The organism is Ruegeria sp. CDSA034 (assembly GCF_059612275.1).
On sequence record NZ_JBXWQH010000007.1, the window covers coordinates 94405 to 121270 of the forward strand.

The following is a 26866-nucleotide window of genomic DNA, read 5'->3' on the forward strand; positions in this document are numbered from 1 at the left end:
TCAGTTCAGGCCCGGGTGCATGGCTTTGGCCATTTTCGAAATTGCTTCGATATTTGCCGGTCCGGGTGTCAGTTCCTCGTAGCGCAGACCAATCCAGCGTTCGTTCTTGACCGCGTCCGTCTGTGACATCACGGGATGGTCCTGCAGGAACTTGAACGTATCCGCGGCGCCATTTCCGGTCTGATAATCAAGTAAAACCAAGAATTCCGGGTTCGAAGCGGCGACAGCCTCCCACGAAGAACGACCCCAGCTGGTGTCCATGTCATGGGTGACGTTCTCGCCGCCAGCGGCAGCAATCATCGCGTCGGGAATGGCAAACTTACCAGCCGTAAACGGGGCATCGGCGGGGCCGTCCAGCAAGAAAACGCGGGGTTTCGGCAGGTCGGCTGTCTGTGTCTCAATCGCGGACAGTTCCTCTTTCCAGCCGGAAACCAGCTCTTCCGCCTTGTCTTCAACGTGCATGACTTTGCCCAAGCGAAGGACGTCAGTGAACAGTAGGTCCATACTGGCTTCGGGGCGATCCTTATCCAGGTGTACGCAGCTTTCGGTCAGGATCATCGTTTTGATGCCAAACGGCGCAAGCGTGTCCGGGGTCACGTCACCGCCCGGCTTCATGCCATAGTACCAGCCCGCAAAGAAAAGGTCGGGTTCGACAGCGACCAGATTTTCAACCGTCGGATACTTAGGCGCAAGTTCCGGGATGTCGCCGCGCAGGGTGTCAAACTCGGGGCTGGTTTTGTACCAGCCGGTGATGCCCGTCAGGCCCACGATCTTGTCCTGCAAACCCAGCGCAAAGGCCATGTCGGTCATGTTCATGTCGTGCACGACCAGCCGCTCGGGCTGAGTTTCAAACACCATCGGCTCGCCGCAATTGTCGACGGTGATCTCGTGCGCTGTTGCGGCACTTGCAATGCCGCTGATCAGTGCTGCGCACCAGAGAGTTTTGTTCATGTTGTTTTTCCTAGTTTGAGGTAGTGGTTCTTCGGATATCCAGTGCCGGGATCATGCGGCCTTCGTGCTGAAAGCTAAGAAAATCGACACCAAACGTTTCACGGACCCTTTCGGGTGTCAGCACTTCGTGCACCGGGCCGAAACCGGTCAGGCGCGTGGATTTCATCAACGCGACATGGGTCGCGAATTCCGGGATCATGACCAGATCATGGACGATCATGACCACCGTAATGCCCAGCTCGGCGACCAGCGACAGCATGCGTCCCTTGGCGTCCGGATCCAGATGGTTCGTCGGCTCATCCAAAAACAGCAACGACGGGTTCTGCGCCAGCGCCCTTGCGATATGAGCACGCTGGCGTTCCCCGCCGGATAACACGGCCATCCGCTTGTCGGCGAGGGCGACGAGTCCGGTCAGTTTCAGGATTCGGTCCAATTCCAAGGCGTGTTCAGCGGCAGACCGATCGGCAAGGATCGGGATTTGCCCAAGGGCCACATAATCGCGCAGAAACAAACGCCCGTCCGGCGATTCCTGCTGACTGACTACGGCGATCATTCGGGCGCGGTCCATCGCCGAAAGCTGCCGAAGACTGCGCCCCTTTACCAAAACGTCCCCCAGCACAATCTCTTCACCGCCGCACAAAAGATTCAGCAACGTTGTCTTGCCCGCACCGTTTGGGCCCGCAATTGCCAGAGTTGCCCCTTCATTCAGTTCGAAATTGACGTTTTGCAGCAGTACGTCGCCGTTCAGGGCGTAAAATTCCAGCCCGCGCGCCTCAAGGAAAGCTCCGCAGGTCATGCGCTTGTCTCCACTTTTAGCCGCGGCAGGCGCGCCAGAGTCTTTTCAAGAAGGGCAGGCGGGCGCTGCGTTGCGTTGGTCCACCCATCCGCGATGCGATGGTATTGATGTGCAAATTCGGCCAAAGCATCCACGTCCTCAGCCGATTGGATGTCACCGAAAAGGTACTGCGCTTTGTCTAATGCCTGAAACCCGACGGTTGTGGGACGACCGCAACCGGCCATACAGGAAACGCTTTGGATGTCAAAACTGGATGGAAGCTTGTTTGCAAGCGCAGCGCGCAATGAATCCGCCCGGTCAGAACCCTCGCAGGTCTCGCAAATCAGAAGGAAATGATCAGGACTGATCGACATGGCCCACTCCGCCTGTTGCCAAGCGCGGACAGAAGGTACCAATCATGCCATCACGTCTTAGACGTGTCATAAAGCCTCCTTCCAGGACGCCCCGCCCCGGGTTGGTTGAACATCGGATGGTAGGTCTCCTGACTTGCGGGTCGTGGCTTGGCCATCCTTCCCGACCCATTTGGGGTCAGTGGGTATTTGGCGTCGCTCACCGCTTACAGTTGCGGGGGCAGTCACGGACTTGGCGCTTGTTGGCTACCTCACCGTATTCCCTTTTCATCCCTTGGCGAACCACAGGGAACCATCGCGGTGATGCTTGCCCGAGTTCCGATTTTGGGTCAAGCGATAATACTCAGCGCCCCACGCACAGAGGTCATTTGTCATTTGCCAACGATCTGACTACGCTGCGTCGCAGAAATGTAGGGGCAAAGGTGGATATGTTCTGGTTCCGGGGGGCCGCACATCCAATGTTTGAAACGACGAACACGCATTCAAAAACAAAGCCGGACGAGATGAAAATTCAAGAAAACAGAACCTATTCTCAATTGAAAGTAGGCGACAAGGCGCAGGTCACCCGATTGTGCACCGTGGACGACTTGTACGCGTTTGCCTCGGCTTCGGGTGACCACAACCCGCTGAATCTGGCGGCCTATGACGGAGATGGAGATGGACACCCCGAGGCTGTCGCGCCCGCCTTGTGGCCCGCGGGTCTGGTGGCTGCAGTCATTGGAAACATCTTACCGGGGGCCGGTACGCAAACACGTCGGGCGGACCTGAGTTTTCATGCTCCGGTTATGGCGGGCGAAGAACTGACCGCCTTTGTGGCTGTTACCGAAAAGCGTGAAGACGGCGACCTGACCTGTTCCGCCGAGGTGCGCCGGGTCGGGGATAACGCATTGATCCTGAGCGGTACCGTACAGGTCACGCCACCGTCGCGGCATTTGACCTTCGACTCGGTCGAGGTGCCGGGACTGATCGTTCAGCGTCACCGGCATTTCGACGCTTTGTTGGAAAGGGTACGTCCTTTGGACCCGATGCCCACAGCGATCGTCGCCCCGGAAGAGCCGAATTCGCTAGGCGGGGCATTACTCGCGTTGGAAAACGGCATCATTACTCCGATTTTGGTTGGCGATCCGGACAAAATCACCGCCGCTGCCGCCCAGCTTGGGGCCGATTTGTCCGGAGCTGAAATCATTGAAGCGCGAGACCACGAAGTGGCTGCCCAACGCGCGGTCGGGCTTGTCGTTGAAGGTAAGGCCCGGATGCTGATGAAGGGTCATTTGCACACGGATGTCTTGTTACGCGCCGTTCTTCGCCGCGAAAACGGCCTGAGGACCGGGCGACGCTTGTCGCATGTGTTCGTTATGGATGTGCCGGGCATGTCCCGGCCCATCATGGTTACTGATGCGGCGGTGAATATCGCTCCGGATCTCGAAACCAAGGCCGACATTGTTCAGAATGCCATCCATCTTGCGCATTCTATTGGCATCGAGATGCCCAAGGTTGGTGTCTTATCAGCGGTTGAAACCATCAACCCGCATTTACCGTCGTCTGTCGATGCCGCGCTGTTGTCGAAAATGGCCGAGCGTGGGCAGATCACCGGCGGGCTGGTCGATGGTCCTTTGGCCATGGACAACGCGGTTGATCTGAACGCGGCGCGGACAAAAGGCATCACCTCACCAGTCGCGGGGGTCGCAGACATTCTGGTTGTTCCGAATATCGAAGCCGGCAACATGGTAGCCAAACAGCTGACATATATCTCTCATGCCGAGGCTGCCGGCGTTGTGATAGGTGCTGCGGCACCGATTATCCTGACATCTCGGGCAGATGATGATGCTTCGCGGCTGGCGTCTTGTGCTGTCGCGGCGCTGCATGCAATTGCTAATGAAAGCAAAATCCATGGCTGAACATGTTTTGGCGCTGAATGCCGGGTCGTCCTCGTTGAAATTCGCGCTTTACGAACTGGTCGAGGACCGACGTCCCAGTATGCGCTGGCGCGGTCAGATCGAGCGGTTGGGGGATGCACCGCGCTTGTTGGCCCAATCAGCAGGGGGGCGGTCTGTCGACCGTCAGTTGTCTGGAGCCAAAACACATGACGAGGCCATCAGCGCGTTTCTTGAACTTACCCGCGAATACCTGCCGGACATTCACGTCCGGGCCGTGGGCCACCGCGTCGTTCACGGCGGGCCAGTCTATTCGGAACCTGTCGTGGTGGACGAGCACGTCTTTGATACGCTAAGCGGTTTCATTCCCTTCGCGCCTTTGCACCAACCCTACAGCCTTGCGGGTATCAAGGCGGCCGCGGCAGCCTTTCCGGGTACCACCCAGATTGCGTGCTTCGATACCGCGTTTCACAGGACACACCCTTGGGTGAATGATACCTTCGCATTGCCTCAAAGATTCTACGAAAAGGGCGTTCGCAGATACGGGTTTCACGGGCTGAGCTATGACTACGTCTCGCAAAAGCTGAAAGAAATTGCGCCGGGTTTGTACGACGGTCGCGTCGTCATTGCGCATTTGGGAAATGGCGCGTCGATGTGTGCGGTGTCGGGTGGCCGGGCCGTGGCCTCGACCATGGGATTTTCGGCGCTCGACGGTCTGCCCATGGGCACCCGCAGCGGGCAATTGGACCCGGGGGTCGTGCTTTACATGATGCAGCAAGAAGGGATGGAGGCAGACGAAATCGCTGAGCTTCTCTATCGAAAGTCCGGCTTGCTTGGCCTGTCCGGCATGTCCTCGGACATGCGCACCCTGTTGGCTGCTGACACTCCGGACGCGCGCAAGGCGATTGAGTATTATGTCTTCCGCATCCGCCGTGAACTGGGCGCCTTGTCTGCCGCACTGGAAGGCATCGACGCTTTGGTCTTTACCGGAGGCATCGGTGAAAATGCCGCCCGTATCCGTCAGATGGTTTGCGAAGGGATGCGCTGGATCGGGATTGATATGGACCCGAACCGAAATGCCGACAACGCTACGGTTCTGTCCACTGATTTCAGCCGGGTGCGTATTCTGGCTATTTCCACAAACGAAGAGATGGTGATCGCGCGTGCAGCGGCGAGAATGGCATGATCGCTTCTAATCCGGTTTGTTTTTTCCACGTCGCGCGTATCTGAGCAGAACGCCTAGAACCGTGCTGATAATATCGGGTGACAGCATCCCGATCGGATCGCGCTTTAGGCCGACGATTGTGTTGCGCGCTTCGGCGAAGTTGTCCCGGACTTCGTCCTCGATGTCGTGCAGCGCCATATCCCGCAATTCGACGGCAGCCGAAGTGTCACTTTCGGCGGTCATGGAACTTGCGACCAGTGCGAGGATCACGGCCAGAACAAGGTTCACCCCGGCCACTATGATCGCGGCCAGAGACTTTGACATGGTCTCGGACAGCCAAAAGAACCCGGCGACGTTCAGCATGATTACGGCAAGCCCAACGGCTAACCCGGCAGCAGCGTAAAAGCCTGTGCGTTTCGCCGCGACGGACAGTTGCCTTTGAGCAATAAGACGCTCGGCTCGCAGGATGATCGAAATGTTGCGTGAAATGCGGTTCATGTTCGGGCTCCTACCGGGAACGGCCTAGAAGATAGCCAAGTGTGAAAATCCCAAGGGCGAATAGGATCGGCCTTTTATGTGGAAACTCCTCAAGCTCTGTCATGACTTCTTCTAATTGCGTTGACCACTCATCCAGGCTTTCGACAATTCCGTCCGTCATCGATTTGTGTGGATCAGCTTGTTTGCCGTTGTTCGAATCTGAGATGCTTTCTCGTGCGCTGGATTGTTCGGCCAGTTGACGCCGCAACTCTGCGACTTCGGCTTCTAGCTGTGCTTTGGTTACCATCACTTGGGTCCTTCGATGGTCGCGCAAAAATCAGGCTCGCGACTTTTTCCTTTGTCGAGGGCCATGTTAATTCGATTTTTTGAATTCGGGAAAGGGTGTTATCCCGATGCAGCGATCAGCACCCGGCCCGGATGTGATCAAGCCGGCGCACGCGCTATCCGTTTATCAATAGTCTGATACCAGCAAGAAATCGGGCTTTGTGTTTTCTTCAATCGTTGCAAAGCGCGGAATGGGATCCTCGAATACATTATCGGTCCGGTCATCGTTGACAGTTGACACTTCGCCAATCAGGCAGTCGCCCTGTTCCGCCCAGAATGCATGCCAGATACCCGGCATCAGGGTTACGCTCTGACCGGGTTTCAGCCGCAGCAACTCACCAGGTTTGATGGTGACAGGGCAGTTGTCGCTGGGAACAACCACCGGGTTATCCCGGTCTATACCGCCGTCCGGGTCCGAGGCATAAATCTCCATGACCAGATCGCCGCCGCCCCGGTTGATGATGTCTTCGGCCTTAATGATATGGCGATGCATCGGGGAGAGTTGCTTGTCCCGAGAAACCAAAAGCTTCTCTGCATAAAGCATCCCGCGACCTTTGTTCAGATCCTGCACATCGCCATTGCGCAGGGTAAATAGGAACAGGCCGAGCTCATCAAAACGGCCTTGACCATAGTCGGTGATGTCCCACCCGAGACCGCGGTCACGGATGCCTTGTGCCTGTGCGCTGCGCATTTGTTCCGGCGACCAGTTGGCAAAGGGGGGCAGGACGGCCCCGAACGAGCGAATGAAGGCCTCGGCTTCGGTTTTGATGTTGTTGATATCTGATCTTTTCATCTCGGTCCCTCAGGGGGTCAAAGTTCATGCGCCCAGGGCGGGTTTGCGCCAGCGCGGGAAACGGTGATGGCGGCGACGTCTGCACCTTTGGCTAACGCCGCGCGCAAGTTGTCCTGGCCTAACGTCCGCAGATTGGACTTGGTCAATCGACCTGTTCGGTCCAATTCAGCAAGGACACCGGCGTTGAACGTGTCACCGGCACCCACCGTATCGACCACCTCGACCGCTTTGACAGGCACCGAAGTTTCGGACCCGTCCACCAGATATCCCGACGCCCCATCACTGCCGCGTGTTACGATAACTACGGAAGGTCCTGCTTGCAGGAGTAGTGGGACTTTCTCGGCCAGTGTTTCAGGCCCTGGAACTATCCAGTCCAGATCTTCGTCCGAGACTTTCACGATATCAGATTGAGCGATCATACGGTTCAATCGTGTACGATACCGTGATTGATCCTTGATAAATCCGGGTCGGATGTTTGGGTCCAACATGACTGCCCGGTCTGATCCGTGGCGCTCCAGCAGGGCCGCGTAGGCGTCCGCACAGGGTTCACAAGCAAGACTGATCCCACCAAAATACAAGGCGGATACAGCAGGCAGCTGTTTTGGCATGTCCTCAGGCATCAACATGCGCCCAGCCGAGTTTTCGTCGACAAAGCTGTAGGTGGCATGGCCGTCCACTAGCTGCACAAAGGCCAGTGTCGTGGGGCGATCCGATCGGATCAAATGGCTTGCTTCCACATGGCTGGCTTGCAGCGCGTCTGCCAGTTGCTGTCCGAACATATCTGTCGATAAGCCTGTCAACAGACCTGCCGGCGCGCCCAGCCGACCCAAAGCAATGGCTGTGTTGAAGACGGCACCACCGGAATGGGGTACGAAACCGCGCGACCCAGAAACGGTTGGCTCGGCGATCATGTCGATCAGGGCTTCACCGCAGCACAAAATCATGCCGTGGTCCTTTCTGTAATCAGGTCAGGCGGCCAGTTTACCGCGCGAGCGCACTTTTACAGAAATTGTTAGCGCCAACAATGCCAAATTCATCTTGCTCGGACACATACAGGTTCATTGAACGCCGCAAGTCACTGAAACGCCCACCGGCGTTAAAGGCATCCCGGAACGCATCCTTGAACAGCCACCGGTTTTTCTCGGCGACGCCACCCACAAGGAAAACACCTCCTGTCGGCATGTAGGCGACAGCCAGATCGCCCATAATAGCCCCAAGGTGGGTTTTGAACATATGCGCAGTATTGACCGCAATCGGGTCGGATTCCGCCAGCGCGTCCTGCAGTATATCCTTGGCGCTGCGCCTTGGAGCATCGGACTGTCCAGCGGCCATGCTGGCGGCTTGGTACAGAATGGGAAGGCCGGTTCCGCTAAGGAACATTTCCGCTTCGAGCACTAGGCTGTCATCAAAGAAGCATTCGGGCGCAATATGGCGCGCCGCTTTGAAGACTTCGACCTCATCCTCGTGGCGTGGGGACAGTCCGACATGGCCTCCTTCGCCCGACGCGGTATGGTATCGCCCCTGGGAATACAGCAATGCGCCTACGCCTAGGCCAGTGCCGGGGCCCACAACCAGCCGGGTTCCGACCGGCGGTGTCTCAGCCCCTTGCAGGACCTCGACATGGTCACCGGTGATTTCGGCGACCGACCAGGCGGCCGCGGTGAAGTCATTGATAACAAAGGTGTGTTGCGCGCCTGTTGCCTTGCCGATGTCGCTTTCGGACAAATCAAGATGCGCATTTGTCAGGCGGATTGTCCCGTCTTTGACCGGACCTGCTCCGGCCGCGACGACGGCGCGTGGGTCGGTGCCAATCTCGTCGCGCAGGCTGTGGAAAGCATCCAGAAGCTCTGGCAGCGACCCGGTTGGGTATTTGCGAAGGTCCGTCAGTTGCCCATTCGAGATGACACCCAGTCGCGTGTTTGTGCCACCGATGTCCGCGACAAGATTCCAGTGCTCGTGCATTGTTCCGGCAGGCTGAGCCATCGGCAGAGAAACAGGCCCACCGGACAAGGCCGATTTCAGCGCGTTGTACGAGGCTTTTGGCGTCCGCTCGAGCGTATTGAAATCTACATCAACCAACCCGAACCGCTTTTCATAGCCAAAGGACCACTCGTAGTTATCCAACAAGGACCAGATGAAATAGCCCCTGACTGGAACGCCGTCGTCCAGCGCGTTTTGAACGGCACCAAGGTGTTTGTTGAGGTAGTCAATGCGGTCGTCATCTTGCTGGCGTTCCGGGCTCGCCATGCCGTTTTCGGTGACATAAATCGGCAAGTCGCCGGTATAATCGCGCACCGTACGGGTCAGAAAGCGCGTCAGGGCATCGGGTTCAATCTCCCACCCCATCTGTGTTTTGGGAAGCGGGCCGGGTACTTCTTCCAGGCTTGGCCATGCGGTATCGGCAGGCGCGATCAGTTTGCGGGTATAGTAGTTCAGACCGCACCAATCGACGGGTGCACCAATGGTGTCAAAGTCGTCTTGCCAGCCGGATGGAAGATGAGGTTCCAACCCCTCCAGAACATTTTGCGGATAGGCTTTTTCGAACACACCACCTAGGAAAAACCGGTTGTAGATCCCGTCATAAAGCTCAGCCGCCTTGCGCGCGGCGGGGCTGGCATCAGCGGGCTCGGCCCATTCCAGATTGAACACAGCGCCCAGGTTCGACATCCCGAGGCCCCGCATCGCCTCGGTCGCGCGACCATGAGCCAGCAGAACATGGTGCATCGCGCGAGCCGTGGCGCGGATGTCGCGCATTCCAGGCGCGTGATGTCCTTCAAAATGGCTCAGCCAACTGACACACCATGGCTCATTGATTGGGGCGACGCTGTACATACGGTCGCCGATGCGGCCCATGATGACCTCGGTGAAATCGGCAAACCAGCTTGCGATATCCCGGTTGCGCCAGCCGCCCAGATCAGCAAGCGGAGAAGGCAATTCCCAATGATAAAGGGTCGCACAGGGCCGAATGCCGCGTTCCAACAAGGCGTCGGCAAGCCGGTCGTAATAATCCAGACCTGCCTGATTTACCGGGCCACGCCCTTCAGGCAAAACGCGCGCCCAGCTTGTCGAGAACCGGTAGCAATCAAAACCCGCGTCCCGCACCAGATCGAAATCCTGTGGAAAACGGTTCAGGTGGTCACAGGCCAGATCTCCATTCTCGTTTCGCACCACGTTTCCGGGTGAAGCGGCAAAGCTATCCCAATGGGTTTTCCCCGCGCCACCCTGTGCGTGGCCTTCTATTTGATAAGCCGAGGTTGCGACACCAAAGAGAAAATCTTTGGGGAAGTCTGAGCGTGTATATTTCATTTTTCAGAACCTGTTTGGGGCGGGGCCGGTTGAGCCGCCAACTACCAGTTCGGCCTCCAGCAATCTAGTTTTCACCGGGTCTTCCGGAGATTTGATACGTTCGATCAGCATTTCAGCCGCCATTTCTCCGGCCCTACGTACAGACGATCGTGTAGCGGTGAAAATCGGTACGTCCTGACCGTTCTTGAGGTAAGATAAGTCGTCGTCATGGGCGATGACCGAGACATCCATACCCATCTTCAACCCCGCTTCGTTGAGTGCACGGCGCACACCAATCGCGGAAATCATGGAGGCTGTCAGGATGGCCGTAGGCGGGTCATCCAGGCGAAGCATATCGCGGGTTTCATGGTGACCATAAACCTCGGTCATCTCGGCGCTGCGCATCAATTCCGGGTCGGGGGACAGACCTGCCTCATGCAAGGCTTCTAGATATCCGTCGCGGCGACGTTGAGCGAAATCCATATCCTCAAGCCCGTTGATCAGGGCAATGCGACGATGCCCAAGGTCGATCAGAAACCGGGTGGCGCGCAGGAACGAACTTTTGTTGTTCACGTCGATCCAGTCATAGGGCACGTCTACCCCGGTCGATCTGCCATGAACGATAAAGGGCACGCCCATTCTGGTCAGGACCTCGATCCGATGCTCGTTGACTTTGGGGCCTTGCAAAACAATACCATCGACCGCGCCACGCTGGAAAAGACTGCGATAAGCTTCCTCGATCGAGGTGTCATCTGCATTGGTGAACATCATGTCATATCCATGATCCGAATACTTGCGTGCAGCACCGGCGACAAAATCACCAAAAATCGGGTTTACCATTTCATGCTGGGATGAGGAGGGAATCACGTGCCCAATCACCATCGAGCGCCCTGTTGCCAATCCCTTGGCCCGGCTGTTCGGCCGATACCCGTGCTTGGCAGCGGCGGCTTGGACGCGCAGGCGCGTATCCTCGTTCACCTCGGGGTAACCATTCAGCGCGCGACTGACAGTGGTTTGAGATAAACCAAGGATTTCTGAGAGCTGCTTTAGATTCATCTTCGCCTCAAAGCGCCTTCAAATTTGATCATTTGCAGATTTGCAGGCGCTTCCCGCCCGACTGCCATATCTTTCTGACACAGCCCTGAATATTAATAATATGGGCATCAGTAAACAGATTATTGACAAAAATTGAATGTTAGCGGATAAAGTGCGTCATCCAAAGCGCTTTGAAAATGAGTCTCAAAGGCGCGAGCAAAGTTGGGAGGAAACTTCATGAAACACTCGCTTTATGCAGGCGCGGCCACGTTCGCCCTGATGGCGGGCGCGGCGTATGCCGACAAGGTCACCGTGTTCGGTCCGTGGCTGGGGCCTGATCAGGAAAATGTCGAAAAGGTTTTGGACGGCTTTGCCGCAGCGACCGGGCATGAGTACAGCTATGTCGGCTCGGACAGCTTTGAGCAGCAGATCAGAATTGATGCCGAAGCCGGATCGGCGCCCAACGTAGCAGTGTTTCCCCAACCCGGTCTGGCATCAGATATGGCCAAGGCGGGATTCCTGACACCCCTGAGTGAAGGAACTGCGGATTGGATTCGCGACAACTATGCGGCCGGTCAGTCGTGGGTGGATCTGGGAACCTATCAGGGCCCGGACGGGCAAGACCATCTGTATGGGTTTTTCTACAAGGTCGACGTGAAATCGCTGGTTTGGTTTGTGCCGGAGAACTTTGAAGACGCCGGCTATGAAATCCCGACCACAATGGAAGAGCTGAAGGCGCTGACTGATCAGATCGTTGCGGATGGCGAAACGCCATGGTGCATCGGGCTGGGGTCCGGCGGAGCGACCGGTTGGCCAGCGACTGACTGGGTTGAAGACATGATGCTGCGCACGTTGCCGCCCGAAGATTATGACGCCTGGGTCGCCAACGAATTGAAATTTAACGACCCTAAGGTTGTCGCCGCTATTGAAGAATTCGGAGCGTTTGCGCGCAACGATGATTACGTGGCCGGCGGAGCCGGTGCGGTTGCAACGACTGACTTCCGTGACAGCCCGAAGGGCATGTTCAGCTCGCCTCCGCAGTGTTACATGCACCGTCAGGCCTCGTTCATTCCCGCCTTCTTCCCCGAAGGTACGGTTGTGGGCGAGGATGCTGACTTCTTCTACTTCCCGGCCTATGAAGGCAAAGACCTCGGCAGCCCGGTCCTTGGGGCCGGCACAGTTTGGGCCATTACCAATGACAGCCCAGGCGCGCATGCGCTGATGAAATACCTGGAAACGCCCGAGGCGCACGAAGCCTGGATGGCTCTGACCGGGTTCCTGACGCCGCACAAAGGCGTCGATACCTCGGTCTTCTCAGACCCAACGCTGAAGAAGATGAACGACATTCTTCTGGGGGCCACCACCTTCCGGTTTGACGGCTCCGACCTGATGCCGGGCGGCGTGGGTGCAGGCACCTTCTGGACTGGAATGGTCGACTATACGGGCGGAACACCTGCCCAGGACGTCGCCGACGAAATCCAGTCCTCGTGGGACGCGCTGGACTAAAGCGTCTGAGATTGGGCAACCCGCTCTGTCGGGTTGCCCGAACCCATCGTCGCAAGGGAGAGCGGCATGCATCCGGCATTTCAAGGCCTGCTGACCATCGCCATCGGCGTGTCAGGTTGCGTGGGCTATTTCTATCTATCCAATCAGTTTCTGGACAGAGTTCTTTTCCCGCCTCGGGGGCCGAATGCTGGCCGCAATATCAACCGCGCGAACATGATCCGGCCTTGGTTGTTTCTGTTCCCAGCGCTGGCTGCTTTGGGCTTGTATCTGGCCTATCCGGTTGTCGAAACCCTGCGCCTGTCACTGACTGATCGTGTCCCGGGCGGCGGCTACAAATGGGTTGGGCTGGACAACTATATCCAGATGGCCAAAGAGCCCAAGTTTTGGGAAGCGATGCGCAACAACATGTTCTGGCTGATCATTGTGCCTGCAATGTCGACGGCCTTTGGCCTGTTGGTGGCACAGCTGACTGACCGCATTCGTTGGGGCAATCTCGCCAAGTCGCTGATCTTTATGCCAATGGCGATCTCGTTCGTGGGCGCATCGGTTATCTGGAAGCTGGTCTATGACACTCGTCCGGCTGAACAAGATCAGATTGGCATGCTCAATGCGCTCTATATTTTCTTTGGCGGGACCGAGCCGCAGACGTGGCTGACGATACCGTTCTGGAACAGCTTTTTGCTGATGGTTGTCCTCATCTGGATCCAAACCGGTTTTGCCATGGTTATCCTATCGGCCGCCCTGCGCGGAATCCCCGAGGAAACGATTGAGGCCGCAATTCTGGATGGGGCTAATCCGTTTCAGATATTTTTCCGGATCAAAGTGCCGCAGATCAAAACCACTATCCTTGTCGTCTGGACCACGATTACGATCACCGTCCTCAAGGTCTTTGACATCGTTTTTGCAATGACCAATGGCCAGTGGGAAACGCAGGTCTTGGCCAACTACATGTATGACAAGCTGTTCCGCGCCAACGACTGGGGCGTCGGGTCGGCTTCGGCCATGGTGATCATGCTCTTAGTGGCTCCAATCCTTGTCTGGAATGTGCGCAACGCGCGGAAAGAGATGGAGTAGGGTCATGAGCGATATTGCAGGAACCAAACCCGCCCTTCGCTGGGTCGTCCATGCCTCGGTCCTCTTTTTGGTGGTGCTGTGGGTTGTGCCAACTCTGGGTCTTTTGATCTCGTCTTTTCGGACAGCGGATCAAATCGCAACCAGCGGCTGGTGGCGGTCGCTGTTTCCGTCCGAGCAGAACCTGACACTGCGCAGCGCTGCCCCGGATACCCAGGTACTCGAAAACGGGCTGTACGTGATCGAAGGCAATCTGTTTGACGAAGGGACGAAGGCGACAATCTCAAAATGGGGGATCAGCTCTCGCGCGATTGATGCCTTTGCCCCCGGCGAAACAGCTGAGCTGCGAAAGGGCGGCACAATCACCGTAGATGCCGCAGGGAATTACCGCATGGAGAACCCGGACGAGTTCACCGGCAGCCGCGGATCGCGTGTTTTTGTAACTGCAGAATTGCCGCCTGAGTTTACTTTAGACAATTATCACAAGGTTCTTCTGGCAGAAGACAGCACCGACAGTATGGGACGCGCATTTTTCAACACGTTGACCGTGACGATACCGGCAACGATCATTCCGATTCTCGTGGCGGCTTTTGCAGCCTACGCGCTGGCTTGGATGGATTTCCCCGGGCGCGCTTTGATTATTGCGGCTGTCGTTGGCCTGTTGGTTGTCCCGCTGCAACTGGCCCTGATCCCGTTGCTGAAATTCCACCTAAATATCGGGATTGGCAAAGGATATCTGGGGGTTTGGATGGCACACACCGGGTTCGGGTTGCCGCTGGCGATTTATCTTTTGCGTAACTACATGGCGGGTCTGCCCCGCGATCTGATCGAAAACGCGCGGGTCGATGGCGCGACCGAGTTTCAGATCTTTATCAAGTTGATCTTGCCGCTCAGCTTTCCAGCGTTGGCGTCTTTTGCGATCTTCCAGTTTCTCTGGACGTGGAATGACTTGCTGGTCGCCAAGGTGTTCCTGATCGACGCATCCGGACAGACCACTGTCATGACCAACCGCATCGTTGAGCTTTTAGGCACGCGCGGTGGGAATTGGGAAATCCTTGCCACAGCGGCCTTTGTTTCGATCATCGTCCCGCTGATTGTTTTCTTCGCAATGCAAAAATATCTGGTCCGCGGTCTGTTGGCCGGGTCCGTCAAGTAGAGGCGTCTGATGAACGTGCAGAACACCGTAGAACTACATAAAGCAACCAAAGCGTCCGCCGATTGGTGGCGGGGCGGAGTGATATACCAGATCTATCCGCGCAGCTTTCAAGACAGCAACGGCGATGGTATCGGAGACCTCAGGGGTATCACCCAAAGGCTTGGTTACATCGCTTCGCTTGGCGTCGATGCCATCTGGATCTCGCCATTCTTCAAATCGCCGATGAAGGACTTTGGATACGATGTCAGCGACTACCGTGATGTTGATCCGATGTTTGGCAGCATGGAGGACTTTAAGTATCTCCTGGATCAGGCGCATTCAGTTGGGCTGAAGGTGATGATCGACCTCGTGTTGTCGCACACGTCGGATCAGCACCTATGGTTCAAGGAGAGCCGATCCAATCGCGAAAATGCCAAGTCCGATTGGTATGTTTGGGCTGATCCCAAGCCCGACGGCACGCCGCCAAACAACTGGCTGTCGATTTTTGGTGGGTCCGCATGGCAGTGGGATTCCCGACGCCTGCAATATTATCTGCACAACTTTCTGACGTCGCAGCCGGATCTGAACTTCCATTGCCCGGACGTGCAGGATGCATTGCTGGATGTTGCACGGTTCTGGCTGGACTTGGGCGTTGATGGTTTCCGTCTGGACACGATCAACTTCTATTTCCACGACAAACAACTGCGCGACAACCCTGGCCTGCCGATGGATCAGCGAAATGCCTCGATCGCGCCGATGGTGAACCCCTATAACCATCAGGATCACCTTCATTCCAAAAGCCAGCCGGAAAACATCGCCTTCCTCGAGCGGTTGCGTGCACTAACGGACGAATACGAAGGCCGCGCTTGTTTGGGCGAGGTTGGCGACGCGCAGCGCGGTCTTGAGATCATGGGCGAGTACACCAGCGGCGATAAACGCATGCATATGTGTTATGCTTTTGAGTTTCTCGAAAAACGCGCTTTGACCGCCGCGTACGCCAAGCAGGTGTTTGATCAGTTGGAAGAAAAGGCTGGCGATGCATGGCCTTGCTGGGCATTTTCGAACCATGATGTCCAGCGCCACGCGACACGGTGGGCGCTGGACGATGCGGCCATCCGTCAGCACGCGGTGCTGATGATGTGCCTGCGCGGATCGTCTTGCCTGTATCAGGGCGAAGAACTTGGTCTGCCCGAGGCGGACGTACCGTTTGAACATCTGCAGGACCCTTACGGCATAGAATTCTGGCCGGAGTTCAAGGGCCGTGATGGTTGTCGTACCCCGATGGTATGGGCAGCGCAGGACGAACAGTCGGGTTTCAGTACTGGTGCCCCCTGGCTGCCCGTCAGCCAAACGCAGGCCGAGCGTGCAGTAGACAGGTTAGAGCAAGACCCAAACTCCATGCTGCAACATTATCGCCGTGCCATTGCGCTACGCCACGCGCATTCCGCATTGATGTCAGGCCAACAGCGCGAGATGGCGCAGTCTGGACCGATCCTTGCCTTCCTGCGTGAGGACAATGTCCAACAGATATTCTGCGCATTCAATCTTGGATCTGACAGCGCGGAAATCACACTGCCCGACGGTAACTGGCAGGCAATCGGGCAAGAGTTGGGCGGCGTCGAAGGGGCGGGGACAATCACCCTCGACGCGGCTCAATTCTGTTTGATGATGCGCGAAAAGGAGTAAGCCATGTCGGAACTCAATCTCACGGATGTGGCAAAGACCTATGGCAACGTCGATGTGCTCAAAAACATCAACTTGGACATCGAACGCGGTGAACTGATCGTTTTTGTCGGGCCCTCTGGCTGTGGAAAATCTACGTTGCTGCGCATGATTGCGGGATTAGAAAAGATTTCGGGCGGAACGCTTGAGATCGAAGGTCAGGTGATGAACGATGTACCGCCCGCGCAAAGGGGCATTGCGATGGTTTTCCAAAGCTATGCCCTGTATCCGCACATGACGGTGCGCGAGAATATGGCTTTTGCATTGAAGATCGCCAAAATGCCATCGGACGAGGTCGACGCAGCAGTTGACCGCGCAGCTCGTATCCTACAGTTGGAACCGTTTCTGGACCGACTTCCTAAGGCCCTTTCCGGTGGTCAGCGGCAACGGGTTGCAATCGGCCGGGCGATCGTGCGCGACCCAAAAGTTTATCTGTTTGATGAGCCTCTTTCCAATCTTGATGCGGCGCTGCGCGTCGCGACCCGCATCGAAATCGCACGCCTGAAAGAGGCGATGCCGGATAGCACGATGGTCTACGTCACCCACGATCAGGTCGAGGCGATGACATTGGCCACCCGGATTGTCGTCCTGGCCAACAAGGGGATCGCGCAGGTCGGCACCCCTCTCGAACTGTATGAAACGCCTGACAATGAGTTTGTCGCGCAATTTATTGGCTCACCTGCAATGAACCTTTTGCCGGGTGTCATCACGCAGACTGGTGAGCGCACCGTCGTAAAACTGGATGGTGGTGGGACCGCGGTGACCAGCATCCCAACCGATGCAGCTGACGAGGGTAAACAGGTAAATATCGGAGTGCGTCCCGAAGACTTTCACCCCGTTGAAAGCAATCCGATTATGGAAGGGATTGTGGACTTTACCGAAGCCCTTGGCGAGGTCACGCTGTTGTATTTTGCCGCCAAAGACGGGGAGGATCCCACAATCGCAAAACTGCCGGGGGTCCAAAAAAACATGCGGGGCCAAACCGTTGCCGTTTCGGCAGATCCGGGCAAGGTTCACTTGTTTCACCAGGGCCTGTCTATGAGGAAATGACCGCGAGCGGCGCATGATGATCGAAAAGTGCGGCACAGTGCGCGAATGCCACTTACTGCACAGATTGGAACGTTGTCTGTGCCCCGCAGTGGTAAGTCCCGAGGTCTGTGTGCATTACCAAATGCATGCAGTTTTTGACTGTTTTTGACGAGAGTTCTTTCGGTCTGGCATGACAGAACCCGCTTTTCCCCAATTGGATTGCGGCCCAAAATCTGGTCCCGGACCGGACGGGCAACTGTGTTAATTTCTTAAGAAACGTTGCAGAAATAGGCTGCTTCGGTCTCAATATGTGACTGCGGACCCAGGGGTTAACTAGCCATATTTGCTAGATTAAATCGCAATCTGGACATACGAAATTGCCAATCCGTCACTTTTGGCCTGACAATGCCCCCGCAAAGTTCTAGCGTGGCAACCATAATAACAAAACAACACAGTCCAATAACGGGAGAACTAAAATATGGCTGAACGGAAAACCGTTTCCAGACGCTCGGTCCTGAAAGGCGCGGGCGCAGCAGCACTGGCAGCACCGCTTTACAGCAAAAGCGCGCTGGCATCTTCGGGTGAAATCAACATTTTGATGTGGTCGGACTATCTGCCGCCCGCATTCCTGCAAGAGTTTGAAACTCTGACCGGAATCAAGGTGAACTATACCGGTATCGGGTCGAACGAAGAAATCATCAACAAGATGAAGGCCACCAAAGGCCAAGGCTTTGACATCGTATCGCCGACGAACAACCGCTCGCTGCAGTGGGGGCCGCTGGAACTGTTGCAGCCCTTCGACATGAACAAGGTTCCGATTGATCTGGTGAACCCTGCGATGGCGCAGATCGGCACCGACGCTTGGAACTTTGGTGACAGCGGAGTGCACTGGCTGCCGCATATCTGGGGTACAGAAGGTATTGCCTACCGCACCGACCTGTGGCTGCCCGAAGGAGATGCCCCGTCCTATGGGGACGTCTGGTCCGAAGCAAACGCAGGCAAGACCATGGGCCGCGCGCATTCGATGATGCTGGGTGCGGGTCTGTATATGGAAGCCTCTGGTGAGATGGAGCCTGGCTCTGTCTGGGCCGCGTACGGCGACGAAGACACCATGCGCAAGGTCTGGGGTCAGATCACCGACTGGTGCGTCGAGCGGAAGAACCGGATCAAGCTGATCTGGAACGACGCAGACACCCAGAAAAACGGCCTGTTGAACGAAGGCGTTATTGTCGGCCAGACTTGGGATGGTCCGCCGCTGGCGCTGAAATCAGCTGGTGAGCCGGTGCACTATCAGGCTCCGGTCGAAGGTGCGATGGCATGGGTCGACGGTATGTCGATGCCGACCGGGGCGCAGAACATCGACCAGGTTTATGCCTTCATCGATTTCGCCTATCAGGCCAAGCCTGCTGGTGTCGCCATCGACAGCCACGGCTACAACTCGCCAGTTCTGGGCGCCGACCAATATGCGGGCGACACTTACAAGAAGAACTTCGCCGAGGCCTATCCGGGCGACTCTCTGGCAAACCTGAACCCATGGCCTGCTGAGGCTCCGTGGTATGCCGAAACTCGGACCGAGTTCGTCAACAAGTTCAAAAGCGCCTGATTGCTTTGACAAGGTGCCCTCCGCCACTGTGCGGAGGGCTATCAACCCGCGCGCCACAACGGCGTGACGGACGCTATTTCGGTGCGGTCACGGACCGTACCTGACGGAGATACCAAAAATGAGTGCAGGGGTCGGTGTAGATCTTGAGAACCTGTGGATCCGTTTCGGTGATTTTGTCGCCGTGAGGGATGCAAACGTGAACATCAACGGGGGCGATTTCTTTTCGTTTCTCGGGCCCTCGGGGTGCGGCAAAACAACGATCCTTCGGGCAGTTTCGGGTTTTCTGGAACCAAGCGAAGGCAAAGTTCTGATCGGCGGCAAGGATATGCGGGGCATTGGCCCGAACAAACGCCCGACCGCCCTTATTTTTCAGAACCTCGCTTTGTTCCCGCTGATGAAAGTGTGGGAAAATATCACCTTCTCATTGGAGATCAGCGGCGCAAGCGCAAAAGAACGCCGAAAGCGTGCCGATGAGCTGCTGGACATGATCGCACTGCCCGACCAGGGTGACAAGTTGCCAAGCGAGTTGTCCGGTGGTCAGCGCCAACGGGTTGCCATCGCCCGCGCGCTATGTGCAGAACCGGATGTACTTTTGCTGGATGAACCGTTGTCCGCGCTGGACCTCAAACTGCGCCAGCATATGCGTACCGAGCTGCGAGAGATTCAAAAGCGCGTCGGCATCACCTTCATCTATATCACCCACGACCAGGGCGAAGCCCTGACCATGTCAGACAATATCGCGGTCATGCGGGCTGGCGTGATCGATCAAATCGCCGATGGCAAGACCATCTATAATGATCCCAACACTGCATTCGCGGCCTCTTTCGTAGGTGAAAACAACGTATTTCGCGGCAAAATTAAACAGATTATGGGGAACGAAGCGCTGATTTCGACGAACCGGTCTGGTGAATTGGTTGCACGCATCTCGACCGCCAACCAAGGCAAGCTTGCAGTGGGTGATGACGCCATGATGTTCATTCGCCCCGAAGCTTTTGCGATCGCCGCCGATGGTGTGTCAGGCGATCACTTTGTCACCGCGCGGGTGAACCACGAAGAATTCGAAGGTAACGTCTTCAACATCTTCACCGAAGGTGACGGCGGTAAAGAGATCAAGGTGTCCTTGCCAAACCTCGGCCAATCCTTCGATGACCACACAGGCCAAAACATCACGTTGGAATATGAGACCCGCAATGCGGTTCTGGTTCCGGCGGGTGAATTGGCCGCAGAATAAGGGGGCCGACTATGCCAGGCTTCCTGAAAGAATTCTTTAACCGAAACGGCATCGGCATGGGCGCCGCAATATTGGGTCTTGTCCTGTTCTGGACCATTGGCCTGATCATTCTGCCCCAGCTGTCGATGCTGGATTTTTCCTTCCGTCCGAACCTGCCACCGCCCGAGATTGGCGGGCCTAAGGACGTTTATACGCTGGAGAACTACAAGTACCTGATCTATGGCCCCGAAGGTGGTAGTCAGTCCTATAATGCAGTCGACCTGAGGGTCTTTTTTCGCACACTGCTGGCCGCAGTCTGTGTGACGGTCTTCAACCTGATCCTCTGCTATCCGATTGCCTATTATCTGGGCCAGTCCAAGGGCAACCACATTCGCATCTTCGCGATCATGCTGATCATCCCATACTGGATCAACGAGATTTTACGTGCCTTTGCCCTGCGGATCATCTTTGGTGAGACCGGTGTTTTGAATACCCTGTTCGTGGGGCTGGGCATCTGGGATACGCCGTTTGACTTTATTCGCAACGACATCGCGCTCTATGCCGGTCTGGGTTACGCTTACATCCTGCTGATGATCTTCCCGATGTACAACGTGATCGAAAGTCTGGATAAAAACCAGATCGAGGCCGCGCGCGATCTTGGTGCGCCATGGTGGCGGATTCACTGGCGTGTGGTCATTCCTTACGCCAAACCGGGCATCAGCTCGGGCTGTACCATGGTGTTCATGCTAAGCGCCGGTGCGCTGGCCGCGCCGCAAATCCTGGGCGGACCGTCCAGTCTGTGGTTCACGCAGCTGATTTACCAGCAATTCAATGACAACAATGACTGGCCGCAAGGTGCGGCTTACGCCATCGTTCTTCTGGTGACCTGTATCCTGTTCGTGCTGGCGATGATGCGCCTGTTCAAGGTGAACATGGGGGATATCGGGAAATGAATAATTCCTTCCTTCGTGTAAGCATCTGGGTCTATCTGGTCATCTTCTTCCTGTACCTGCTGGGCCCACTGGTAATCATGTCGGTCACGGCCTTCAATTCGTCGGCCTTCCCGCGCATGACGCCGTGGGAGTGTCTGACCTTCCAGTGGTTCGGCGAGCTGTTTCAGGATCAGCGTATCCTGAACGGCATCAAGAACTCGCTGATCATTGGTGCCGGAACGGTTATTCTGTCGGTGGCGATGGGTCTGGCCGGTGCGCTGATGCTGACCCAGATCTGGCCTAAGTTGCGGGCGACCTACTATACGATCATAATCGCTCCGATCCTGATCCCGGGTGTTGTTCTTGGCATCTCGACTTTGGTGTTCTGGGATCGGATCAACCGGATGCTGGGACTGGGTGCAGATAGCTTCCTGTCTAACGGTATCTTCCTGACGGTAATCGGCCAATCCACCTTTATTGCAAGCTATTGCATGTTGGTTCTGGTGGCGCGCCTGCAGCGTTACGATGTGGCATTGACCGAAGCGGCGTTGGACCTTGGTGCAACGCATGCTCAGGCTTTCCGCAAGATCCTGTTGCCCTTCATGCGTCCCGCGATCGCGTCGGCTGCTGTGCTGGCGTTCCTCGCTTCGTTCGAGAACTACAACACGACCACTTTCACCTTTGGTGAATACCCGACGCTTACGATCGAACTGGCCCAAAAGGTGCGCTACGGCATTACACCCGCCATTTCGGCTCTGGCCTTCATCATCGTGGCGTTGACAGTGTTCTTTGCCTTGTTGAACGAAGCCAAGCTGAAGCGTCAGGAACTGGTGGCCGCAGCCCGCAAGAGCGCCACAGTTGAGGAGCTGGCCGGCAAGATTAAGCTGCCCAGCTTCTTTGCTGGCAACATGGCGGCTGTCCTGCTGGTTGTGTTTGCGGTTGCGACGATCACTGTCGTTGGCACCGCAACGGCCTACAACCCCGGCCAATGCATCGCCAATGTGAAAGAGCAGAAACGCCTGGAAGCGGAACAACGCATTCAAGAGCTGCGCAAGCAGCGCGAAGAACAGCGTAAGAAACGTGAGGCCGAAGAAGCCGAACAAGGTGGTGCGCAGCAATCCACACCGAAACCATCCAACAACAGTGGTTTTGGCAATGTCTTCGCGCCTAATACTCTTGGTGGGGACGCCGAGGAGGAGAGTTCAGATACTGAAACTCCGCCTTCAAACAACGGTGGCTTCGGGGGCGTGTTCGATCCCAACAGCCTGCAGACTGACCAGTAGGTTTCGAAGTTAAATCCTAAACGTGCGTCCGGAGAGGTTATTCCTCTTCGGGCGCATCTTTCTGCGTGACAGCAACGTCACAGGCGTCAACGACGTCACCGTTCCATGCGACCGGTTGCGCATTGTAGTTTATTAGGAAAACATGCGTGGCCGTCTCGCGACGGCGCAACCCTTTGGGCATCGGATATAGGGTCACCTCGGTTTTGCGCGCGGCCATTTCAACGACCCGGTCCCACAATGTGTCATCCGGGAAACCTGCCAGATACCAAAGACGATTTTCACCCAAAAGCGCAGGGGTGCCATCTGCAAATGTCAGCAAATTGGGGGCAGCCCCCGAAACCCTGTCGATCCAATGTTGCACCGCTCCGCCGCCTTCAACGCCACGGCGGATGTTAGGCGGCAGTGTCTCGACCAAATTGACGTCGCATTTCAGACCGTTCAGACCGGGTCGTGCCCGGGGAATCTGGAAATCATGTGTGATCGCCCCGCTGCGTGGACCCATGATGAGCAGATCACAGGCCTCCACCAATTGACGTTCCAAATTGTCGCTCACGGTGGCTATCCCCGGAGCAAGGATGAACTTGTAGCCAACACGCGGAATGTTGGTTGAGGACACGAAGTCCACAGACAAGCCCGCCCGCCGCAAGGCGCGATACGCCGAGAAAACCAGACGGAAATAGTCAAATCCAGCGCCCTGAGGCTGTGTCGACCAAGCCCAATCCGAGGCGTAGTCGAACAGGATGGCCACCTGGGCCTGTGTCTGCACAACGTTGCCTATTTCTGACAACGCGTCCGAAGTCTGCTTTGCCTCGGTCAGGGCCGGGGCAGGGTGGTTGTTGGGTGTCAGCAGCCCCGCATGCATTTGCTCTTGCGCAAACGGCGCCTGCCGCCAGCGGAAATAGCTGACAACCTCGGCGCCGTGCGCCACTGCCTCAAGCGACCAAAGCTTAACCATTCCGGGTAGTGGCGCCGGATTGTATGGCGCCCAATTCACCGGGCCGGGTTGCTGCTCCATCACCCACCAACGCCCACGGCCGACCGCGCGATACAGGTCATGGTGAAATGCCTGCATGTCCGGGTCGCCCTGCTGAAGAAAGGCGGTTTTGTGCGCTTCATCCGCCTCGAGCCGGTCAGAGAGGAAGCCGATTGGATAGCTGTCCCATGTGGCGATGTCCAAATCTTCGCCAACCTTGAAATGGTCGAAATCCAGCACTCGGCCCATGTAGTTGTGCAACAAAGGCGCATCGGTCAATGCGCGCAGTACATCTGCCTGGGCTTTGTTGTACGCAACGACTTGATCCGAACTGAAACGCCGGAACGCCAGAACGTGTGCCGGGTTGGGTTCGGTCACTGTCATATTGGGCAGATCAATCTGGTCGAAATCACGATACTCCATCGCCCAGAATATGTTGCCCCATGCCTCGTTTAGTGCGTCAATGTTGCCGTATTGATCCTTTAGCCAATGCCGAAAGGCATGCAGAGCGGCGAGGCCGTAGCTGACGGTCGTATCGTGACAGCCATATTCATTGTCGATTTGCCATGCCGCAATATGCGGGTTTCGTCCATAGCGCTCGCCCATGATCCGGGCAATGCGGACGGATTCCTGGACATAACCCGGGTGGCTAAAACAATAATGCCTGCGTGAGCCGAATTTTCGTGTATTCCCCAGAACATCCACTGCCAGCATGTCTGGGTGTTTCTCAAGCATCCACCGCGGAGGCGTCGCAGTGGGCGTCCCCAGCACAACCTTGAGCCCAGCCGCCCCAAGCGTTTCGATTGCACGGTCCAGCCAATCCAACTGCAGATCGCCAGGAACCGGCTCCATTCGGCTCCAGGCAAACTCACCGATCCGGACCCAGCTTATGCCAGTTTCAACCATTCGAGCCGCGTCTTCGGCCCACATGGCCTCGGGCCAATGTTCCGGGTAATAGCAAACACCAAGTTCTGGTTTCATAGAAGGACTCTGTGTTCTGCCTGGCCTGTGCCCGCGTCCAATGCGCCAAAGGTCATGCCATTGGTTGGTTGTGTTTCAACAGTGTCTGCGTCCAACCCCTGACGGGCAGTGGTGCAAAACAGCGTTGTCAGATCGTCGCCGCCAAAGGCGGGACAAGATGTATGTGCGGCCTGAAACGAAACGGCATGCCGAAACCGCCCGTTCGGGTCATAGCAAGCGACACGGTTTGCCCCCCATTGGGCGATCCAGATATTGCCTTCTGCGTCGACCACAGCGCCATCGGGAAAAAGGTCATCAGCGCGCAAATCGAGAAACACCGTGCTATTGCCTTCGGGCCACCCCGTCTCAGGCTCCAGCGAGCAGCGCCTAACCTGTTGTGTGACTGTATCTGTGTAATAGACGCAGGACCTGTCTGAGGAAAAACAGATCGCGTTCGAGATTGTGACCTCGGGCACAAGCAGGCGTAGTTCGCCCTGCCAGTACCGATAGATCGCGCCCGCCTCTTGTTCGGCGTTTTTACCCATCGTCCCAATCCAGAACCCGCCCCACGGGTCTGCGCGCCCGTCATTGGAGCGGGTGACCGGGTTGTTCGCCTCAAGCGAGACGATCAGGTCTTTTTGACCACTGTTCAAACCAAACCGCCACAGACCGGTTTCCGAGGCCATCACTATTGTATCCCGGTCAACCCAACCTGCTGCTGAGACATGTTCCGAAAACTGCCAGCTGTGTTGCTCAACCCCGGTCTGCGTCATCAATCTTTTGTTGATGATGTCGAACCAGAACAGTTGCTTGCGTTCAGGATGCCACAGGGGTCCTTCGCCAAGCTCACAAGGGCGATCATCAAAAACAAAGCTCATCCAGCCGCCTCGTCATAGGCAGCGACGATCCGCTCGGCCTGACCGGCAATTTCCGCGACGGACATCCCCGGTTTGAACAGGGCCGATCCGATGCCAAACCCGTCTGCTCCAGCCTTGATCCATTCGGCGAAGTTCTCAGGTCCAGCGCCACCAACGGCATAGACCAAAGTACCCGATGGCAATACAGGTCGCAGTGCGGCCAAACCACTTGGTCCGGCGGTGACACCCGGGAACAATTTCAATCCCGTCGCGCCAGCCTTAAGCGCAGCAAACGCCTCGGTCGGGGTATAGACGCCCGGCCAGCTTTGCATGTTAAGCGCGACAGAACGCACAATGACCTCGGCGTCATAATTCGGGGAAACGATCAGCTTTCCGCCAACTTGCGAAACGGCCTCTACCTGCTCGGGGGTCAGAACCGTACCAGCGCCGATCAATGCTTGATCGCCGAATGAGCTGGCCAACGATTCAATGCTGTTCAGCGGGTCAGGCGAATTCAACGGCACCTCGATCTTGTCGATACCAGATTCGATCAGAGCATGGCCTACATTGACGGCTTCTGCCGGTTGCAAGCCACGCAAAATGGCGATGATGGGGCGGCTCATGCGGTTTGCCTCGTTAGTTTGCGGGCCTGTGCCAGACCTGCCAATGTGCATTGAGTTGCGTTAGCTGTGTCCACGAAAGCGCCCTGCAGTTGCAGCGCACGTGCGTAGATTTGGGATATCCCTTCAGCGCCGATGATTGCCAGCTGCTGCCCCAACCAGTAGGGGCGTGTTGCGCCCAACTCGGCCCCGATCAAAAGCCCGGATAACTTGGCTCGGGCTGTCCCCTTGTCCTGATTGTGCAACAAATCCGCCGCTCGCAGTCCGAACAGGCGCGCAGCCAATTGTTCGGGTTTGGACAACGCGTCTGCCGTAGCTTCTGCGAAGGCGTCGGCGTCCCAGCCGTCACCGACCGAATGCTTGAGCACTGATTGCTCGGAGAGCAGTTCAAACATCTCACCTGTCATGAACGTTCGAAAGCTCACGACTTCTCCTGCGCTGATCTGAACCCATTTTGAATGCGTCCCGGGCAGGCAGATAACCCCGTCCCAGTTCGGGCGGGTTGCCAGAAAGCCAGATATTTGAGTTTCCTCACCGCGCATAACGTCTGGCGGTGCGTTCTGTTTGAGACCAGGCACCACAAATGCGCGTATCCGCGCATCGGTTCCCGGTACTCGTATAGGTGCATCCGGCAGCGGCGCTGACGGGACGGCCGAGTAGGGTGCTTCGACCCAACCTTGCCGCGCACCGACCATACCGCAAGCCACAACGTCGACAGGTTCAGGACCTAGCCAGTCGGCGATCAGGTCAAGCAAGGCAGATTGAAACGCATCTCTGCTCAGCCGGGCCATTCCCCGATCAGACTGGGATTGCGCCAGTACGGTGTCGCCCTGCAAGGCCCAGGCCCGCAGTTGGGATGTTCCCCAGTCGACAGCTATCCACTCTGCATTCATG

The 26866-nt window shown here is 56.6% G+C and carries 24 protein-coding genes, 1 pseudogene and 1 riboswitch; of the genes and pseudogenes, 11 read left to right on the forward strand and 14 right to left on the reverse strand.

What is annotated here, in order from left to right; genetic code table 11:
- The 3 genes from AC2FLJ_RS13350 to AC2FLJ_RS13360 are packed head-to-tail and all read right to left on the reverse strand — an operon-like array spanning position 1 to position 2100.
- Entirely contained in the window at positions 1 to 951 is a 951-nt protein-coding gene (locus AC2FLJ_RS13350; RefSeq protein WP_496706218.1) for an ABC transporter substrate-binding protein, read from the reverse strand.
- Between the two features lie 10 nt (positions 952 to 961).
- Entirely contained in the window at positions 962 to 1747 is a 786-nt protein-coding gene (locus AC2FLJ_RS13355; RefSeq protein ID WP_496706220.1) for an ABC transporter ATP-binding protein, read from the reverse strand.
- Entirely contained in the window at positions 1744 to 2100 is a 357-nt protein-coding gene (locus tag AC2FLJ_RS13360) for a DUF1636 family protein (protein ID WP_496697979.1), read from the reverse strand. Before AC2FLJ_RS13360 ends, AC2FLJ_RS13355 begins: the two co-directional genes overlap by 4 nt.
- 101 nt (positions 2101 to 2201) lie before the next feature.
- Positions 2202 to 2407: riboswitch (cobalamin riboswitch) on the reverse strand.
- 193 nt (positions 2408 to 2600) lie between these two features.
- On the opposite strand from AC2FLJ_RS13360, the gene AC2FLJ_RS13365 reads away from it, so the two are divergent.
- On the forward strand, positions 2601 to 3995 hold the full coding sequence (locus tag AC2FLJ_RS13365) for a bifunctional enoyl-CoA hydratase/phosphate acetyltransferase (protein WP_496706222.1): 1395 nt from the start codon (positions 2601 to 2603) through the stop codon (positions 3993 to 3995).
- Complete coding sequence (locus AC2FLJ_RS13370) at positions 3988 to 5157, forward strand: acetate/propionate family kinase (protein WP_496706224.1); 1170 nt, start codon at positions 3988 to 3990, stop codon at positions 5155 to 5157. The genes AC2FLJ_RS13365 and AC2FLJ_RS13370 overlap by 8 nt, the downstream gene beginning before the upstream one ends.
- A gap of 6 nt (positions 5158 to 5163) precedes the next feature.
- Here the strand turns inward: AC2FLJ_RS13370 and AC2FLJ_RS13375 are convergent, their stop codons facing one another.
- The 7 genes and pseudogenes from AC2FLJ_RS13375 to AC2FLJ_RS13405 form a co-directional block, all read right to left on the reverse strand.
- Positions 5164 to 5634: a phage holin family protein gene (locus AC2FLJ_RS13375; protein WP_496706226.1), complete on the reverse strand. Its 471-nt coding sequence runs from the start codon at positions 5632 to 5634 to the stop codon at positions 5164 to 5166.
- Between the two features lie 10 nt (positions 5635 to 5644).
- Positions 5645 to 5920: a hypothetical protein gene (locus AC2FLJ_RS13380; protein WP_282151981.1), complete on the reverse strand. Its 276-nt coding sequence runs from the start codon at positions 5918 to 5920 to the stop codon at positions 5645 to 5647.
- A 165-nt stretch (positions 5921 to 6085) separates the two neighbouring features.
- On the reverse strand, positions 6086 to 6751 hold the full coding sequence (locus tag AC2FLJ_RS13385; protein WP_496706228.1) for a D-lyxose/D-mannose family sugar isomerase: 666 nt from the start codon (positions 6749 to 6751) through the stop codon (positions 6086 to 6088).
- 17 nt (positions 6752 to 6768) lie between these two features.
- Positions 6769 to 7695, reverse strand: coding sequence for a carbohydrate kinase family protein (locus tag AC2FLJ_RS13390; protein WP_496697972.1), 927 nt, complete (start codon positions 7693 to 7695; stop codon positions 6769 to 6771).
- A 37-nt stretch (positions 7696 to 7732) separates the two neighbouring features.
- Positions 7733 to 8734: a glucokinase gene (locus AC2FLJ_RS13395; RefSeq protein ID WP_496706318.1), complete on the reverse strand. Its 1002-nt coding sequence runs from the start codon at positions 8732 to 8734 to the stop codon at positions 7733 to 7735.
- 21 nt (positions 8735 to 8755) lie between these two features.
- A pseudogene (locus tag AC2FLJ_RS13400) lies at positions 8756 to 10057 on the reverse strand (GH1 family beta-glucosidase); the annotation flags it as partial.
- Between the two features lie 3 nt (positions 10058 to 10060).
- Complete coding sequence (locus AC2FLJ_RS13405) at positions 10061 to 11092, reverse strand: LacI family DNA-binding transcriptional regulator (protein WP_496706230.1); 1032 nt, start codon at positions 11090 to 11092, stop codon at positions 10061 to 10063.
- 216 nt (positions 11093 to 11308) lie between these two features.
- Here AC2FLJ_RS13405 and AC2FLJ_RS13410 point away from each other — a divergent pair, with 216 nt between their 5' ends.
- The 9 genes from AC2FLJ_RS13410 to AC2FLJ_RS13450 all read left to right on the forward strand — a co-directional run bounded on the left by AC2FLJ_RS13410 (position 11309) and on the right by AC2FLJ_RS13450 (position 22562).
- Complete coding sequence (locus AC2FLJ_RS13410; RefSeq protein ID WP_058276650.1) at positions 11309 to 12577, forward strand: ABC transporter substrate-binding protein; 1269 nt, start codon at positions 11309 to 11311, stop codon at positions 12575 to 12577.
- A 66-nt stretch (positions 12578 to 12643) separates the two neighbouring features.
- A complete protein-coding gene (locus tag AC2FLJ_RS13415) occupies positions 12644 to 13651 on the forward strand; it encodes a carbohydrate ABC transporter permease (RefSeq protein ID WP_170418733.1) in 1008 nt (335 codons plus the stop codon).
- A gap of 4 nt (positions 13652 to 13655) precedes the next feature.
- Complete coding sequence (locus AC2FLJ_RS13420) at positions 13656 to 14804, forward strand: carbohydrate ABC transporter permease (protein ID WP_496706232.1); 1149 nt, start codon at positions 13656 to 13658, stop codon at positions 14802 to 14804.
- A gap of 9 nt (positions 14805 to 14813) precedes the next feature.
- Complete coding sequence (locus tag AC2FLJ_RS13425) at positions 14814 to 16469, forward strand: alpha-glucosidase (RefSeq protein ID WP_496706234.1); 1656 nt, start codon at positions 14814 to 14816, stop codon at positions 16467 to 16469.
- Between the two features lie 3 nt (positions 16470 to 16472).
- Complete coding sequence (locus tag AC2FLJ_RS13430) at positions 16473 to 17555, forward strand: ABC transporter ATP-binding protein (RefSeq protein WP_282151987.1); 1083 nt, start codon at positions 16473 to 16475, stop codon at positions 17553 to 17555.
- 457 nt (positions 17556 to 18012) lie between these two features.
- Positions 18013 to 19137: an extracellular solute-binding protein gene (locus tag AC2FLJ_RS13435; protein ID WP_496706236.1), complete on the forward strand. Its 1125-nt coding sequence runs from the start codon at positions 18013 to 18015 to the stop codon at positions 19135 to 19137.
- 118 nt (positions 19138 to 19255) lie between these two features.
- A complete protein-coding gene (locus AC2FLJ_RS13440; RefSeq protein WP_058276644.1) occupies positions 19256 to 20368 on the forward strand; it encodes an ABC transporter ATP-binding protein in 1113 nt (370 codons plus the stop codon).
- A gap of 11 nt (positions 20369 to 20379) precedes the next feature.
- Positions 20380 to 21300, forward strand: coding sequence for an ABC transporter permease (locus AC2FLJ_RS13445; protein ID WP_108859642.1), 921 nt, complete (start codon positions 20380 to 20382; stop codon positions 21298 to 21300).
- Entirely contained in the window at positions 21297 to 22562 is a 1266-nt protein-coding gene (locus tag AC2FLJ_RS13450) for an ABC transporter permease subunit (RefSeq protein WP_282151988.1), read from the forward strand. The genes AC2FLJ_RS13445 and AC2FLJ_RS13450 overlap by 4 nt, the downstream gene beginning before the upstream one ends.
- 37 nt (positions 22563 to 22599) lie before the next feature.
- On the opposite strand, the gene AC2FLJ_RS13455 is transcribed toward AC2FLJ_RS13450, so the two are convergent.
- The 4 genes from AC2FLJ_RS13455 to AC2FLJ_RS13470 are packed head-to-tail and all read right to left on the reverse strand — an operon-like array spanning position 22600 to position 26865.
- The gene (locus AC2FLJ_RS13455; protein WP_496697959.1) at positions 22600 to 24516 is read right to left on the reverse strand and encodes a beta-galactosidase; all 1917 of its coding nucleotides are present in this window, start codon (positions 24514 to 24516) and stop codon (positions 22600 to 22602) included.
- Complete coding sequence (locus AC2FLJ_RS13460; protein ID WP_282169565.1) at positions 24513 to 25373, reverse strand: SMP-30/gluconolactonase/LRE family protein; 861 nt, start codon at positions 25371 to 25373, stop codon at positions 24513 to 24515. Before AC2FLJ_RS13460 ends, AC2FLJ_RS13455 begins: the two co-directional genes overlap by 4 nt.
- A complete protein-coding gene (locus AC2FLJ_RS13465) occupies positions 25370 to 25975 on the reverse strand; it encodes a 2-dehydro-3-deoxy-6-phosphogalactonate aldolase (protein WP_282119356.1) in 606 nt (201 codons plus the stop codon). The genes AC2FLJ_RS13460 and AC2FLJ_RS13465 overlap by 4 nt, the downstream gene beginning before the upstream one ends.
- A complete protein-coding gene (locus AC2FLJ_RS13470; RefSeq protein ID WP_496706240.1) occupies positions 25972 to 26865 on the reverse strand; it encodes a 2-dehydro-3-deoxygalactonokinase in 894 nt (297 codons plus the stop codon). The genes AC2FLJ_RS13465 and AC2FLJ_RS13470 overlap by 4 nt, the downstream gene beginning before the upstream one ends.
- Between the last annotated feature and the right edge of the window lies 1 nt (position 26866).